The sequence below is a fragment of the Mesorhizobium opportunistum WSM2075 genome, from assembly GCF_000176035.2.
In the GTDB taxonomy this organism is placed as follows: domain Bacteria; phylum Pseudomonadota; class Alphaproteobacteria; order Rhizobiales; family Rhizobiaceae; genus Mesorhizobium; species Mesorhizobium opportunistum.
Genome location: NC_015675.1, coordinates 1,537,631 through 1,553,273 on the forward strand (window position 1 = coordinate 1,537,631; position 15,643 = coordinate 1,553,273).

General features: G+C 64.3%; 14 protein-coding genes. 6 read left to right on the plus strand and 8 right to left on the minus strand.

Annotated elements, in window-relative coordinates:
• Positions 1-144: 144 nt before the first annotated feature.
• Positions 145-678 carry a TetR/AcrR family transcriptional regulator gene (locus tag MESOP_RS07355; RefSeq protein ID WP_013892704.1) on the plus strand — a complete coding sequence of 178 codons (534 nt, stop codon included), beginning with the start codon at positions 145-147 and terminating at the stop codon, positions 676-678.
• A gap of 46 nt (positions 679-724) precedes the next feature.
• On the opposite strand, the gene MESOP_RS07360 is transcribed toward MESOP_RS07355, so the two are convergent.
• From MESOP_RS07360 to MESOP_RS07385, 6 genes are all read right to left on the minus strand, one after another.
• Positions 725-1,810: an ABC transporter ATP-binding protein gene (locus tag MESOP_RS07360; RefSeq protein WP_013892705.1), complete on the minus strand. Its 1,086-nt coding sequence runs from the start codon at positions 1,808-1,810 to the stop codon at positions 725-727.
• Positions 1,797-2,735 carry a PfkB family carbohydrate kinase gene (locus MESOP_RS07365; protein WP_013892706.1) on the minus strand — a complete coding sequence of 313 codons (939 nt, stop codon included), beginning with the start codon at positions 2,733-2,735 and terminating at the stop codon, positions 1,797-1,799. Before MESOP_RS07365 ends, MESOP_RS07360 begins: the two co-directional genes overlap by 14 nt.
• Positions 2,735-3,757: an SIS domain-containing protein gene (locus MESOP_RS07370; RefSeq protein WP_041164027.1), complete on the minus strand. Its 1,023-nt coding sequence runs from the start codon at positions 3,755-3,757 to the stop codon at positions 2,735-2,737. The genes MESOP_RS07365 and MESOP_RS07370 overlap by 1 nt, the downstream gene beginning before the upstream one ends.
• Positions 3,754-4,599, minus strand: coding sequence for a carbohydrate ABC transporter permease (locus MESOP_RS07375; protein ID WP_013892708.1), 846 nt, complete (start codon positions 4,597-4,599; stop codon positions 3,754-3,756). Before MESOP_RS07375 ends, MESOP_RS07370 begins: the two co-directional genes overlap by 4 nt.
• Positions 4,599-5,483 (minus strand): carbohydrate ABC transporter permease, encoded by an 885-nt coding sequence (locus MESOP_RS07380; protein WP_013892709.1) that lies wholly within the window; start codon positions 5,481-5,483, stop codon positions 4,599-4,601. The genes MESOP_RS07375 and MESOP_RS07380 overlap by 1 nt, the downstream gene beginning before the upstream one ends.
• An 83-nt stretch (positions 5,484-5,566) precedes the next feature.
• Entirely contained in the window at positions 5,567-6,805 is a 1,239-nt protein-coding gene (locus MESOP_RS07385; RefSeq protein ID WP_013892710.1) for an extracellular solute-binding protein, read from the minus strand.
• 219 nt (positions 6,806-7,024) lie between these two features.
• On the opposite strand from MESOP_RS07385, the gene MESOP_RS07390 reads away from it, so the two are divergent.
• Both MESOP_RS07390 and MESOP_RS07395 read left to right on the plus strand, forming a co-directional pair.
• Positions 7,025-8,239: an ROK family transcriptional regulator gene (locus MESOP_RS07390; protein WP_013892711.1), complete on the plus strand. Its 1,215-nt coding sequence runs from the start codon at positions 7,025-7,027 to the stop codon at positions 8,237-8,239.
• A 93-nt stretch (positions 8,240-8,332) separates the two neighbouring features.
• Positions 8,333-9,934, plus strand: a complete 1,602-nt coding sequence (locus MESOP_RS07395; protein WP_013892712.1) for an inorganic phosphate transporter — start codon at positions 8,333-8,335, stop codon at positions 9,932-9,934.
• A 291-nt stretch (positions 9,935-10,225) separates the two neighbouring features.
• On the opposite strand, the gene MESOP_RS07405 is transcribed toward MESOP_RS07395, so the two are convergent.
• Positions 10,226-11,386, minus strand: coding sequence for a patatin-like phospholipase family protein (locus tag MESOP_RS07405; protein ID WP_013892714.1), 1,161 nt, complete (start codon positions 11,384-11,386; stop codon positions 10,226-10,228).
• On the minus strand, positions 11,379-12,161 hold the full coding sequence (locus tag MESOP_RS07410; RefSeq protein WP_013892715.1) for an acetoacetate decarboxylase: 783 nt from the start codon (positions 12,159-12,161) through the stop codon (positions 11,379-11,381). Before MESOP_RS07410 ends, MESOP_RS07405 begins: the two co-directional genes overlap by 8 nt.
• A gap of 246 nt (positions 12,162-12,407) precedes the next feature.
• On the opposite strand from MESOP_RS07410, the gene MESOP_RS07415 reads away from it, so the two are divergent.
• The 3 genes from MESOP_RS07415 (at position 12,408) to MESOP_RS07425 (ending at position 15,641) form a co-directional block, all read left to right on the plus strand.
• The gene (locus MESOP_RS07415) at positions 12,408-13,196 is read left to right on the plus strand and encodes a 3-hydroxybutyrate dehydrogenase (RefSeq protein WP_041164559.1); all 789 of its coding nucleotides are present in this window, start codon (positions 12,408-12,410) and stop codon (positions 13,194-13,196) included.
• 70 nt (positions 13,197-13,266) lie between these two features.
• Positions 13,267-14,031 carry a phosphodiesterase gene (locus MESOP_RS07420; protein ID WP_041164560.1) on the plus strand — a complete coding sequence of 255 codons (765 nt, stop codon included), beginning with the start codon at positions 13,267-13,269 and terminating at the stop codon, positions 14,029-14,031.
• Between the two features lie 281 nt (positions 14,032-14,312).
• Positions 14,313-15,641 (plus strand): NAD(P)H-dependent oxidoreductase, encoded by a 1,329-nt coding sequence (locus tag MESOP_RS07425; protein ID WP_013892718.1) that lies wholly within the window; start codon positions 14,313-14,315, stop codon positions 15,639-15,641.
• Positions 15,642-15,643: the final 2 nt, after the last annotated feature.

Below are 15,643 nucleotides of genomic sequence, written 5' to 3' on the forward strand. Positions count from 1 at the left end.
GAAGTCCCCTCAGTCGAAATCCGGCGCAAAGCGCGGACATCGGGACACATATCGACTGCAGGCCCCGATTTCAAATAGCGGCGGTCTTACTGTACCGTCTGGACGGTCTTGTCAATTGGGCCTAAGCTTGCCAAGGGAGGCGCCATGAGAGCCCAACGACCGAATTCGCGCGAGAAGATTCTCGCCGCGGCGGCAGATGTTGCCCGGGAAACCGGACCCGGCAGCCTCTCGCTGGAGGCCGTCGCCAGCCGCGCCGGCGTGTCGAAAGGCGGGCTGCTCTACAATTTTCCGACCAAGGCAAAGTTGATGCAAGGGCTGGTCGAGGACTATCTGCGCGAATTCGAGCGGGCGTTGGAAGCCGCCAACGGCAATGGCGGGGGTAAAAACCCGCTCGCCGTCTACATCAGGCTGTCGGCCAATGACTGCGAGGAAAAGCAGCCCTCGGCGTCCTGGATCTTTTCGGCGATCGCCGAGGATCCCGATTTCATGACGCCGATCAAGACTTTCAAGCGCCAGCTTTTCGAACGGCTGAAGGGCGAAACATCAGACCTCAAATCGCTGCTGGTCTGCTATCTCGCCATCGAGGGGCTGCGCAGCATGAACCTCTTCGATTCCGATGTGCTGTCGAAAGACGAGCGGGACCTGCTGGTCTCGTCCCTGCTGGAGATCGCCAAATAGTCGGGGGCGGTGCGAGCCGACAGCGCTGCCCCGTGCGCGGCTTGTCTCAGGCCGTTGGTAGGGCCTTGCCTGTCGAAGGGTCGAATAGGCAAAGCGCAGTTTCATCGAAGGTGAGATTGTGCTTTTCGCCCTTGGCGACCCGGGCTCGCGGCGGCAGGCAAGCGGTTAGCCTTTGCGTGCCGATCCGTGCCGTCGTGACCAGTTCGGGGCCAGTCAATTCGACAACCTCGATCTCCACGGGCAATGACAGTTCCGTCGCGGTGTCGCTCGCCACGCGAAGCGCTTCGGGCCTGATACCGACGATCACCGGAGCGCCTTCGCGAGCCGCGCTCGCATAGCGCGCGGGTAGAGGCATCCGCACATCGGATTCGGCAATGGCGAGCTTGCCGCCGATGAGGATGGCCTGAAGCATGTTCATCGACGGTGCGCCGACAAAGCCCGCGACGTAGAGCGTTGCCGGCTCGTTGTAGATCTCTTCCGGTGTGCCGAGCTGTTCGATCCTGCCGTCGCGCATCACCGCGATGCGCGTCGCCAGCGTCATCGCCTCGATCTGGTCATGGGTGACGTAGACGACGGTGGTCTGCAGCATCTGGTGCAACCGTTTCAGCTCGGTGCGCATTTCCAGGCGCAGCTTGGCGTCGAGGTTGGACAGCGGCTCGTCGAACAGGAAGACCTGCGGCTTGCGCACCAGCGCCCTGCCGATGGCGACGCGCTGGCGCTGGCCGCCGGAAAGCTGGCTCGGCTTGCGGTCGAGCAAGGTCTCGATCTGCAGCAGTTTCGCCGCCTCGTTCACGGCCGTCTCGCGCTCATCGGCCGCAACCCCGCGCATCTCGAGCCCGAAGCCGATGTTGCGGCGCACGGTCAGGTTCGGATAGAGCGCATAAGACTGGAAGACCATGGCGATGTCGCGGTTCTTGGGGTGAACGCCGAGGATCGAGCGTCCGCCGATCAGCACATCGCCGCTTGTCGCTTCGGCGAGCCCGGCGATGATGTTGAGCAGCGTCGACTTTCCGCAGCCGGACGAGCCCAGCAGCACCAGGAATTCGCCGCTCTGCAGCGCGATGTCGATGCCCTTCAGCGTCTCGACGCTGCCATAGCTCTTGCGGATGCCGCGGATTTCAAGCGCGCTCATGCATGGGCTCCTCGAGATGCATCGGCCCGCCATAGTTGCGGGGCAGAGTGGAAATGGCGCGCGAAGCGACATGCGTCGCGGCGCGAAGGCAGGCGGACAGCGGCCGTTCCTGGGCGAGGGCCGCCAGGAAGGCGGCGTTGAAGACATCGCCGGCACCGATCGTGTCGACAACGCGGACATCAGGCGCCGTGGCTTCGACGAGGTTCCCGTCCGGATCGATGACGATGGCGCCTTGCGGCCCGCGCTTGACGACGAAGGTCGCACCCTGCCGCATGCTGGAGCGGATTTCGCGCGCGGCTTCCACCGGGCTTGGGGTTGCCGCCAGCGTCACCGTCTCGACCTCGTTGAAAAGGGCTAGGTGGCAGCGCGAGAGCCATGCCCTTGTCGCGGCGCAGTTGGCTTCGGTCCAGCCGTCGATCGGCCAGCCGGTGTCGAGCGCGACGGCAATGCCGTGGCGGTCCGCCCAGTCGAAAAACGCCTCGTAGTCGCGCGTCAGGTCTTCGGTCAGGAAGGAGCCGCAGAGCAGCGCGTAGCCGCCAGAAAGCGAGTTGCCATCCAGAACGGACAGGACGTCGGCAAGGCTGAAGCGCGGCAGGTGGCCGCGCGTGGTGAAGAAGGTCCGCTCGCCATCCGGATGGGTCATGCCGACCGACAGCGTCGTGCCTTCGGGACGCACCGGCCATTTTTCGGCGCGGCTTGCGAAAGCCTCGCGAAGCCAGCGGCCGAACTGGTCGTCGCCGACATTGGCGGCAATAGCGAAGTCGACGCCCAGCGCCTGCCACGCCAGTGCGCTGTTGCCGGCCTGGCCGCCGACGCGCAATTCGTCATGGTCGACGACGGTCTCGGTTCCCGCCTTCGGCCACGGCGGGACCGGTCCGACGATCAAATCGACATTGACGTTGCCGATCACCGCAAGCGGTCGCATCACTCGCTCCTGGTGATCTTGGTGGTGCGAACAGGCGTGCCGGCATTGTCGACACGGGCATCGGCGAAAGCGATCATCAGGCGCTGGGCGACCGGCAGCATGGCAAAGATGGCGGCCATACCGGAAGCCGGTTTGAACGGAAGCGTGACGGCACCCGCCACGGGCGGTTGCCCTGACGCGTCGAAGATGACGAGGGGCGCGCCGGCCTCGACCACGGAGGTGGCCATGGCGGTCACCAGCTCCGCCGTCGGGTCGTTGCCGCGAAACAGGATGACGCCGATCCGCGGGCCGAGCATCTCCATCGGCCCATGCCGCAACTGGCCGCCTTCGAGTGAAAAGCACGGCAACCGCGACAGTTCGGTGAGGCCGAGCGCCAGGGCCTCCGCGACGCCCTGCAGCCGGCGGCCGGAGGTGACGATGGCCGTCACCTTCTCCAGTGCCGCGAGCGCCTGCTTGATGTCCGTGTCGTGCGGCTGGTCCAGCGCGCCGAGCGCGGCATCCGGGTCGTCGCCGAGGGCTGCAAGGATGGCCAGGTGCAAGGCGAAGCTCACGGTCAGGCTGCGGGTCGCGGCAAAGGCCAGTTCGGTGCCGCCGGCGCCGACCAGGCAAGGCACCGTGCGCGCCAGGAAGGAGGTGCTTTCCAGGGTCAGGCCGAAAACATCGGCGGCACCGCCGGCCTCCGCAAACCACCTGACGACCTCAGCGCTCTCGCCCGATTGCGAGGTGACAAGCACCGTCCGTCCCGCCAGCGGCAGCGGCTGGCCGAGCTGTTCCGACAGCGGCAGCGCAAGGGTATCGATGCCGAGCGCGCGATAGAGCGGCTCGACGGCACGTCCGACCGCATGCGAACCACCCATGCCGAGCAGCAGCAGGCGTCCGGTCTTCCCGATCGAGGCGGCGACCTGTTGCGCCACGGCGGCGTTCTGTTCGAACGAAGTGCGCGCGTCGGCATGCTGTCGCGCCATCTCACGGTCGATCGCGGCCAGTCCGGCCGGCCGGGTTTTTGTCGCAGTCATCATCATCCTTTCACACCGCCGCTGGTCAGGCCCGAAATCAGCGCCCGCTGCATGACCAGGCCGATCAGCACCGGCGGCAGAGCGGCGAGTACGCCGGCGGTGGCGATCAGCCCATAATCGGAAACACGGCCGCCGGCCAAATCGGCGATGGCGACGGTCAGGGTCTTGGCGCGCTGGTCGGAGGTGAACAGCAGCGCATAGAAGAATTCATCCCAGGCGAGCAGCACGGCAAACAGCGCCGATGTCGCCATCACCGGTGCGGCGAGCGGCAGCGTGATGATGCGCAGGGTCTGGAACAGGCCGGCGCCGTCGATCATCGCCGCCGCCTCGATTTCGCGCGGGATGGAATCGAAGCCCGATTTCATCAGCCAGGTGGTGAAGGGCGCCAGTATGGTCAGGTAAACCAACGCCAGGCCGAAGACATTGTTGAGCAGGCCGAGATGCGACAGGCCCATATAGAGCGGCACGGCCAACGCCACCGGCGGCAGCATATAGGTGGCGATGACCATCGACAGCGACCAGCCGATCGCCGGCGTGCGCGACACCGCCCAGCCGGCGGGGATGGCCAGGGCCAATGCCGCCAGCGTCGCCATGCCGGCGATCTCCAGGCTGTTGCGCAGCGACGAGGTGAAGGCGGCGCCGGCGCTGTTTTCAGCCGTCGACAGCAATTGCCGGTAGCGCGAGAAGTCGGCCGCCTGCGGCCACCAGCGCAGCGGCTTGCCGGCAAGATCGGCGGCCGGCGAAATGCTCATGATGAACAGCCAGGCGATAGGCGCCAGGATGATCGCGGCGAGCAGCAATGCGCAGACGTGGATGAAGATGGTGAAGCCGAGGCTCTTGCGTTCCATCAGGCGGCACTCCCGGCGGTCTTCCTGACCAGCGTCGCATAGGCGACGGCGAGCACCGTCACGAGCAGCGTGACGATCAGCGCCAGCGACGCGCCGGAGCCGGCGCGCTGGAAGGAGAAGGCCTCCTGGTAGACGAGGATCGACAGCGTGCGCGTGCTGTTGGCCGGGCCGCCGCGGGTCATCACCCAGATAATGTCGAAGACCTTGAACGCCTCGATGGTGCGCAGCACCAGCGCCACCATCAGCGGGCCGGCGAGGTAGGGCAGGATGACGAAGCGGAAGCGGTTGAAGGGCCCGGCGCCGTCGACCAGCGAGGCGGCGGTGATGTCGCGCGGCACCGCCTGCAGGGCGGCGAGCGCAATCAGCGCCACCAGCGGAAAGTTCTTCCAGCAGTCGGCGACGATCAGGGCCGCCAGCGCCGTGCCGGGTTCACCAAGCCAGGAGCGATAGGCGTCGATCAGATGGAGTTGCGTGAGAGCCGCGTTCAGCGCGCCATATTCAGGATTGTAGATCAGCCGCCACAGGGTGGCGTTGACCACCGTCGGCAACGCCCAGGGCAGGATCATCAGGGCACGCAGGATGGCGCGGCCACGAAATTCCTGATTGAGCAAAAGGGCCGCAAGAACGCCGATCACCATCTCGGCGGCAACCGAAATGACCGCGAACAGCGCCGTGGTGACCAGCGTGCGCGAGAAATTCGTGCTCGACAGCATCTTCGTGTAATTGTCGAAGCCGACGAAATCGCCACCCGTGCCGACCAGCTTGGCATCGGTGAAGGAAAGGCTGACCGTATCGACCAGCGGCCAGCCGATGACGGCGATCATGACCACGAGCAGCGGCAGCATCAGCAACCACGCACGGGTGGTCATCCAGGTGCCCGACATCAGAGCAGCCTCTCTTCATTCATCGTGATTTCAGACATAGCACGGGCGGCGCTTAGGCCGCCCGTGCTGAGAACAAGACGAGTTCAGAGGCCGCTGTTCTGCGCGGCGGTCTTCAGGGCGTCTTCCGGCGAGGACTGGCCGAGCAGCGATTCCTGGATCGCCTGCTGCAGCGCGGTCGACAGCTCCTGGTATTTCGGCGTGGTCGGACGCGGATACATGGCGGCCAGGCCGACCTTGGCGGCGGCGATCAGCTCTTCCTGGCCCTTGGTGACGGCCGGGTCGTCATAGGATGAGGCCCAGATTGGCAGCGAGAGCTTGGCATACTGGTTCTGCGTCGCCTGCGAGGTCATGAACTCGATGTACTTCCAGGCTTCGTCGGGATGCTTCGAGACAGCCGTGACGCCGAGGCCCATCGAGCCGTTGACGGCCGAAACCTCACTGGTGCCGGCAACGCCCGGCGCCGGCACAACGCCGACCTTGCCGACGACCTTCGAGTCCTTCGGATCGTTGGCCATGTTGTACATGTAGGTCCAGTTCAAGGCGAAAGCGGCGTCGCCGTTTTCGAAAACCTTGCGCACGTCCTCCTCCAGGAACTCCTTGGAGTTCGGGTTGGTGAGGCCGGACTTGTAGCTGTCGACCATGTATCTCAGCGCCTCGAGGCCGCCGCCGTTCTGGAAGTCCGGCTTGCCGTCCTTGAGGAAGTCGCCGCCATAGGCGCTGACCAGCGTGGTGTAGTCGCAGATCGCGGCCTCGGCCTGCGACCAGCTCCAGGCGATCGGCGTTTTCAGCAGGCCTTTGTCCTTGATGATCTTGGCCTGAGCGCCGAGCTCTTCCCAGGTCTTCGGCGGTGCCTTGATGCCGGCCTTTTCCAGGATTTCCTTGTTGTAGAACAGGTATTTGGTGTCGAGGATCCAGGGCATGCCGTAATATTTGCCGTCGTAGCGGACCGTGGTCCAGGCGCCGGGCAGCACACCCTTCTTCATGTCGTCGGTGATCTTGGACGACACGTCGACCAGCACCTTGTTGGTGGCGTATTCGGCTGGCCAGATGACGTCGAACAGCACGACGTCGTAGCCGCCGCCCGAGCCCTGGGCGAGCACGGTCTTGTCGTGCAGGCCTTCATAGGGGACGAATTCGAGATTGACCTTGAGGTCCGGATTGGCCTTGGTGAAGGCATCCGTCATGGCGCGCACATCGGCCTCGCTGTAGGCGGCCTGCGCCATGAAAAGCGCGTTGAGCGTGGTTTCGGCGAAAGCGTGCGGAACGAACAGTCCGCCAGCGAAGACCGCGCCGACCAGTGTTTTGGTGATTGTCTTAAGCATCTTCTTCTCCCATTTCCGGCGTTGATGGGCCGGCGGTGCCGATATTTCGCACCGTCTTCCCGGATCCATGTCGCGTGACCTGGTGACTACCGGGCTGCCCAGTGGCGACGGGGCGAGGGCCCTGGCCATCTTGTTTTGCGGCATTCGGTTCGCATTAAGTCAACTCGCTTGACTTAATTAGTCGATCAATATTCTAATGGAGTCAAGAGGGAAACGCCGATGGATGACATCAGCCCGATCCGCGCCAAAAGCGGCACCAATCAGGAAGGCACCAGCGCGCACAACCGCCGTGTGATGATCGAGGCATTGCGCCTCAATGGTGCCCTGTCGCGCGCCGACCTGGCGCGGGCGACGCAGCTCACCAAACAGGCGGTTTCCAACATCATCGAGGATCTCGAAAGCGACGGCCTTGTCGTGGCGCTCGATGCGGTGCGCAAGGGCAGGGGGCAGCCCTCGACACCCTACAGGCTGGTTCCCGAAGGCGCCTTCGCCATCGGCCTGCAGATCGACCGCTACCTGACGCGGGCGGTCGCGGTCGATCTGATGGGCAGCGTACTGGCGCGGGCGGAAGCCAATTTGCCGTTCGATGAGCCTTCGAAGGGCGTCGAGGTGATCCTCGGCCTGATCGACGGCGTCCGGCGCGACCTGGCCGGGATTTCCTCGCAGTCGGAGAAACGGCTGGTCGGTCTCGGCGTGGCCATGCCCGGCCCTTTCGGGCTGAAGGATTCGGACGACAAATGGATGATGCCGGCCTGGCAGAAGTTTCCACTGCTGGAGACGCTGGCCAAAGGCACGGGGCTGAATGTCGGCCTGCAGAACGACGCCGCCGCTTGTGCGACGGCGGAACGCATCGTCGGCGCGGCGCATGGCGTCGATCACGCGGTCTGCCTCTATGTCGGCTACGGCATCGGCACCGGACTGATCCTCAATGGCGAACTCTACAGCGGCGGCCACGGCAATGCCGGCGAAATCGGCATGGCCTTGCTGTCGCCGGCCGGTCCCGGCTCGACACCGCTCGAACATCGCGCATCGCTGGCCTCGCTCTACCAGCATCTCGGCCTCAACCCGGCGGACAGCGATATCTACGAGCAGATGAATGCCCTGGTCCTGGCCGGGAATCCTGGGATGATGGCCTGGATCGACGGCGCGGCGCATGATTTGCGCTGGAGCGTGCATCTGATCGAGACGATCTTCGATCCGCAGACCGTCATCCTGACCAGCGGCGCACCGGAAGCGCTGGCCCGCCGGCTGGTCGAAGCGATGCATCCGCTGCTGCCGTCGATCGCCGACCGGCCAGGCCGGACCTTGCCACGCCTGCAGCTCGGCACAACGGACCCTTGGTCGATCGCGCTCGGTGCCGCGGCGGCGCCGATCAGCCGCGCCTTCGATCCGCTGTTCTCGGCAATCCTGAAGACAAGCTCCGGTCCGGCCTAGGAGCTTCAGGGGTCTACCCGGCGTCACACAGGGTTCATCGTCCGGACATAGCGTCTTTCCCAGTTCTTTGCTGCAATGCAATAGGAGTGGGACATGGTGGACATAGTTTCTAGCGAGGCGGGCATTCCGAGACCGGAGCATCCGCTGGATCATTCAGGTGGCGCGAAGTGGTTCCTGCCGGCCTCCGGTGTGCTGGTGCTGGTTGGCATCGTCTATGTCGCCTACGCGCTCAGCCAGGATCTGGCGGTGGCCAAGACCGTGCCATGGATCCTGCTCGGCATTGCCTTGCTGATCGCGCTCGGCTTCGAATTCGTCAACGGCTTCCACGACACCGCCAATGCGGTGGCGACCGTCATCTACACGCGCTCCCTGCCGGCCGAATTCGCCGTCATGTGGTCGGGCGTCTTCAATTTCCTCGGGGTCCTCACCTCCAGTGGCGCGGTCGCCTTCGGCATCCTGTCGCTGCTGCCGGTCGAGCTGATCCTGCAGGTCGGCTCCTCCTCGGGCTTTGCCATGGTGTTCGCGCTGCTGGTTGCCGCCATCCTGTGGAACCTCGGCACCTGGTTCCTTGGCCTGCCGGCCTCGAGTTCGCACACCATGGTCGGTTCGATCATCGGCGTCGGCCTTGCCAACCAGTTCATGGCACCGGCCGGCAGCGTCACCAGCGGCGTCGACTGGTCGCAGGCGACCAATGTCGGCACTACCTTGCTGGTATCGCCGATCGTCGGCTTCTTCGCCGCCGCCATCCTGCTCTATGTGATGAAGCTTCTGGTGCGCAATCCGGCGCTCTACGAGGCGCCGAAGGGCAATGCCCCGCCGCCCTGGTGGATCCGTGCCCTGCTGATCTTCACCTGCACCGGCGTCAGCTTCGCGCACGGCTCCAATGACGGCCAGAAGGGCATGGGCCTGATCATGCTGATCCTGATCGGCGTGGTGCCGACGGCCTATGCGCTGAACAGGACGCCCGACATCAACTACCTCGAAGCCTACAAGTCGGCCTCCGTCAATGTCGAGACGGCGCTCGGCAAATATGCAAAGCCCGGCATCACCGTCGCCGACGCCAAGGTCGCTGTCCAGGATGCCGTGCGCACCCGGACCTGGAGCGACCAGACCACCGTGGCGCTGCAGACCTATATCCACAACACGACCGCCGGGCTGCAGCCCTATGCCTCGGTCGACAACGTGCCGACCGATCTCGTCAGCAACGCCCGTAACGACATCTATCTGATCGGCGAGGCGCTCAAGCTGATCGACAAGAAAAAGCTGTTGCCGATGGAAGCGGCCGATCTCAAGGCGGTCACCGACTACCACAAGGCGGTCGACAACGCGACGAAGTTCATCCCGTTGTGGGTGAAGATCGCCGTCGCCCTGGCGCTCGGCCTCGGCACGATGGTCGGCTGGAAACGCATCGTGGTCACCGTCGGCGAGAAGATCGGCAAGAGCCATCTGACCTACGGCCAGGGCGCCGCCGCTGAACTGGTGGCGATGGTGACCATCGGCATGGCCGACAGGCTCGGCCTGCCGGTGTCGACCACCCACGTCTTGTCGTCGGGCGTCGCCGGAACGATGGCCGCCAACGGTTCGGGCCTGCAGTGGTCGACGGTGCGCAACCTGCTGCTGGCCTGGGTGCTGACCCTGCCGTGCTCGATCGCGCTCGCCTTCGTGCTGTTCATCGTCTTCCGCCAGGTGTTCTGAGCGGAGCATGTACTTTCAGAAAAAAGGCAGCGCCGGTCGCCGGCGCTGCCTTTTGCTTGTTCATCCCGAAGCGTCGCGGGACAGCACCCCCCTCCGGCCTGCCGGCCATCTCCCCCGCAAGGAGGGAGATTGGCAGTTCATGCGCCCCGCCAGTCTTGAGAGCTATTGGAGATTGGCGAAGGCGCAGCCCTCATTGATCTCCCCCCTTGCGGGGGAGATGTCCGGCAGGACAGAGGGGGGTGTGAAGGAACTCGACGGCGGGATTGTTGCGGGTACCGCCCTTGCCCGACTCTAGGTCGGATCCTCGCGATGCAGATCGTGGATGGCAACGCCATCGACATTGGTCGGCAGGGTCAGCCATTTGCGATGGCGCAAGGTGCGCTGGGTGTCCTCAAGGCCTGTCTCCCAATGCTCGCGCATCGAGGTGCCGGAGAACTCATAGTCCTTGGCGTGACCTTCATAGCCCTTGTGCTGGTAGATCAGGTGCACGATGTTGACGATGCCGGCGTCGGAATAGTCCGCGATCAGCACTTCCTCATCCGGCGTCAGCTGCTCCTTGGGCACCCGCTTCAGCGCGTCGAGCAGGCGCATCTTCAGGCCATGGATGCGCTTGAAGTTGTCGGTGTTCTGGCGCGTGCGGCTGGAATACATGATGTCCTTGTGACGCGACAGCACGTCGGGCATGCTGCGCGGCAGGACACCGCGGGCGCTGAACAGGTCGACCTGGAAGACGAGGGAAGAACGGTCCTCTTCCTGGTCGAGCAGATATTGCAGCGGCGTGTTGGAGACGATGCCGCCATCCCAGTAATACTCGCCCTCGATGCGGATCGCTGGGAAAGCAGGCGGCAGCGCGCCGCTGGCCATGATGTGCTCCGGTCCGATGCGGACCTTGTCGGTGTCGAAATAGACGAAGTTGCCGGTGCGGACATTGACCGCGCCGACGCTCAGCCGCTTCTTGCCGTCGTTCAGCACGTCGAAGTCGATCAGGCTTTCCAGCGTGTCCTTCAACTCGGCGGTGTCGTAGAAGCTGGTGGCGCCCTCGGCGCCCTGCTGCTCGAACCAGGGATTGGGGCTGCGCGGCTTGAAGAAGCCGGGCTGGCCCATGGTCATCGTCATCCACGAGGAGGTGCGGTTGCGGATATCGCGATAGATATCGCCTTCGGGCGTATAGGACCAGATCTTGCGGCCCGAGATCGTTTGCCAGAACTGCTCAAGACGCTGGAGACGACGGCTTGACTCATTGCCGGCGATGATCGCCGCATTGATGGCGCCGATCGACACGCCGGACAGCCATGTCGGCTCGCAGCCGGCGTCGGCCAGCGCCTGGTAGACCCCGGCCTGGTAGGCGCCGAGCGCGCCGCCACCCTGAAACACCAGCGCGATACGGTCGTATTGCGCCGAGATTTCCTCGATGGTGGCGGTGGCCTCCTTCTTGCGGTTGCGTTCAAGCACGGGCTTTCTCCAGCTGGTTGGCGGCGGACAGGCGGTGATCGCCGAGATAGTCGTGGACCACCTCGCCCAGTCCCAGCGTCAGGTCGGCTTTGAAATGAACGGCGGATACGATGTCGAGCACCGGCAGCTTCGCCACGTCGGCCATGACGTGTGGTCTGAGATCGAGCGCTGCCGGCGCCGTCCAGGCCTCCTTCAGCGTGATATCGGTGAGGTAGTAGCGCACCAGCTCGCAGATGCGCGGGCTTCCGTCGACATGCGGGATGATCTTGATCAGGAAATTGGGCGCGGCGAGCGCTGCGAGCACGGAATCGTGGTCGGCCTCGCGGTGCTTGTAGCCCATGGTGCCGGTGGCGCACAGAACGCTGCCATAGTGCAGCGTGCCGACGATCACCTCGCCCTCATGGATGATCTTGGGGTTGGCCAGCTTCTTCGGGAAACCCCACAACTCGCGGCCGCCGGCGATCGGCGCGTCGTCGTCGAGGTACATCGAATGGACGTAGCCGCCATGCTGGCCCTTGTAGCGCACGGGGATGACCTGACCGGTCTCGGTGTAGTCGCCGAAGCCGGTCGAGTCCGGCATGCGGATGAACTCGTACTTGACCAGCGGCTCGTCGATCTCCAGCGGCGCCGGCACGACCGCCTCGAGCGCTTCACGCGTCGTGCGGTAGGTGATGATGATGTATTCACGGTCGAAGAAACGATAGGGCCCTGGCGGGAAGGACGGGTTGGTCAGCGGCATCGCATAGGCGCGCCTCACGACATCGGCGATTTCCAAGCTGCACCCCCAAGGTTCTTCGGGCAATATTTTCGTCAGGAATGACCGCGCGAATGCGCAAGCGATTATGTTGCACGGCACCATGACAGGGCCGTGTCAGGCTCACGACCATGGTTTCGAAGGGGGCGAGGGGCCGTGCCAGCGGTGTCGTCTGGCTGTAATCGCATCGACACATGGCTCTGCCATTGTCATGTTGCGACGCACAATTATATCGTCATGTTCCCTCCCACTTCGCGCGAGATCACCATGGGTTCCCTGTCTTCGAAGAATGCCCTCGTCACCGGCTCGACCAGCGGTATCGGCCTGGCCATCGCCCGCGCCTTTGCCGCCGAAGGCGCCAACGTCACCATCAATGGCCTTGGCGATGCCGCCGCGATCGAGCAGGAACGCGCCGGCATCGAGAAGGATTTCGGCGTCAAGTGCCGCTATTCCGATGCCAACATGATGGATGGGGCTGCGGTGAGCGCCATGGTGCACGACGCCGAGGCCGCGTTCGGCAGTCTCGATATCCTGGTCAACAATGCCGGCATCCAGCATGTCGCGCCGATCGAGGACTTTCCCGACGACAAGTGGGAAGCGATCATCCGCATCAATCTTCTGGCAGCCTTCTATGCCATCAAGGCGGTGGTGCCCGGCATGAAGGCGCGCAAATGGGGCCGCATCATCAACACGGCGTCGGCGCATGCGCTGGTCGCCTCGCCGTTCAAGTCGGCTTATGTCTCGGCCAAGCACGGCATTGCAGGCCTGACCAAGACGGTGGCGCTGGAAACCGCGCAGGACGGCATCACCGTCAACGCGATCGCGCCGGGCTATGTCTGGACGCCGCTGGTCGAAAAGCAGATCCCCGACACGATGAAGGCGCGCGGCATGACCGAGGAGCAGGTCAAGCACGACGTGTTGCTCGCCGCACAGCCGACGAAGGAATTCGTCACCGTCGAGGAGCTTGCGGCGCTGACGCTGTTCCTGTGCTCGGATTCAGCCAGGCAGATCACCGGGACGACCTTGCCAATGGACGGCGGCTGGACGGCACAGTAGAGGGTAGCCAGCGCGTTCCGTTTGCCGGCTGATGCCGACGGCGTCGGCAGGCAAGCCTACGGTCAGGACCATGAAAGTCATCCAGCTCTCCGATCCGCATCTGATGGCACCTGGTGGTCGCCTTTACGGCAGCGATCCGCTGGCGCGGCTGGATGCCTGCCTTGCCGATATCGTCAAGAACCACGCCGACGCCGAACTCGTGGTGATTTCGGGCGATCTCACCAATGACGGCGAGCGCGCCGCCTATGCGGCGTTGAAGGAAAGACTGGCGGCATTCGCCCCGCCTTGCCGGCTGATGCTCGGCAATCATGACGACCGGGCGCTGTTTTTCGAGATGTTTCCGCAGGCGGCCGCCGAAGGGGGCTTCGTCCAGAGCGTTTTCGATGGCAGCCAAGGCCGCCTGATCCTGCTCGACACGCTGGACAGCGGACATGTCGAGGGCAGGCTATGTCAAGCGCGTCTCGACTGGCTCGACGAACGGCTGCAAGAAGCTCGAGACCGGTCGGTCCTCCTGTTCATGCATCACCCGCCGTTCCGGATACAGATTCCGGTGCTCGACGAGGTCAGGCTCGCCGGCGCCGATATCTTCCATGACGTCCTGTCGCGCCACGGCAATGTCCGCCACATCTTCGCCGGCCACGTTCACCGGCTGATCGCCGGCAGCTGGCGCGGCATCCCGGTCAGCACGCTGCGCAGCACCAACCACCAGACGGCGCTCGATTTTTCGGAAAGCTGGAGCCTGGGTCACGAACCGCCCGCCTATGCCGTGATCCTCATCGACGCCGATGGGGTGGTCGTGCATTTCCACGATTTTCCCCTTGCCGGCGGCATCTGATCGAACTCCGTAGGGCTCTCCATACTGGAGACGGTCCGCCATCATGGCGATCGTTACGGCCATGGGGCCGGCCTGCTTGTTCCCTCCGTCGGGAAGCCCCGCCGACGCGCCTGCCTGTCGATATGCACCCGCCGTGCGGCTGCCGTTGCCTAGGGCGCCGCAGCCTCCGCGAAGGCGCGTCAAAAAGCACCGAATTTGGACATTAGTCTTGACAGGAATACAGATGTTCAATACCCGTCAAGCACTTGAACATGGCCTGCACTACGGGAGGAATGAGCGGTATGGCTTCCAATGTTTCATTGACGGGCCTTGCCCGCGATCTCGAGGAACGCGGCAAGTCGGGCAAGCCCATTCGTATCGGCCTGATCGGCTCCGGCGAGATGGGAACCGATATCGTCACCCGCGTCGCGCATATGTCCGGCATCGAGATCGGCGCGATTTCCGAACTGAACCTGCCCGCTGCCAGCAGAGCGGTGGACATCGCCTTCCAGGAAACCGGCCACGCGCGCGAGGTGTCGAACGCGTCGGCGATGACGGCCGCCATGGAGGCCGGCAAGGTGGCGGTCACCAACGACGCCAACCTGGTCATCGACAATGATCTCATCGACGTCGTCATCGACGCCACCGGCGTTCCCGCCGTCGGCGCCGAGATCGGGCTGCGCGCCATGGAACACGGCAAGCACCTGGTGATGATGAATGTCGAGGCCGACGTCACCATCGGCGCCTATCTGAAGAGCGAGGCCGACCGGCTTGGCGTCACCTATTCGCTGGGTGCCGGCGACGAGCCGTCCTCCTGCATGGAACTGATCGAGTTCGTCTCGGCCATGGGCCATCCGATCGTCGCCGCCGGCAAGGGCAAGAACAACCCGCTCAACATCGACGCCACGCCGCCCGCCTATGAGGAAGAGGCCAGGCGCCGCCACATGAATGTGCGCATGCTGGTCGAATTCGTAGACGGCTCCAAGACCATGGTCGAGATGGCGGCGATCGCCAACGCCACCGGACTGGTACCCGACAAGGCCGGCATGCATGGCCCGGCCGCGACGCTCGGCGAACTCTCGAAAGTGCTGGTGCCGCAGAAGGATGGCGGTGTGCTGTCCAGGGTCGGCGTCGTCGACTACTCGATCGGCAAGGGTGTCGCACCCGGCGTCTTCGTCGTCGCCGACATGTCGCATCCTCGCATTTCGGAGCGCATGGAAGATCTGAAGATGGGCAAGGGTCCTTACTTCACCTTCCACCGTCCTTATCACCTCACCTCGCTCGAAGTGCCGCTGACCTGCGCCCGCGTCGTGCTCTACGGCAAGGCCGACATGGTGCCGCTGGCCAAGCCCGTGGCCGAAGTCTGCGCGGTGGCCAAGAAGGACATGCAGCCGGGCGAAAAACTCGATGCGATCGGCGAATATTGCTACCGTGCCTGGATCATGATGGCACCCGAAGCGCATGCGGCCCGGGCCATTCCCTGTGGCCTGCTGCAAGGCGGTTCGGTGACGGCGCCGATCAAGAAGGGCGAGCTCATCACCTATGCCAATGCGGCCCCGGCTCCGGGCTCCAAGATCGCCGAACTGCGCGCCCGCCAGGACAAGCTCGTCTATGGAACCGTTGGAGCCTGATC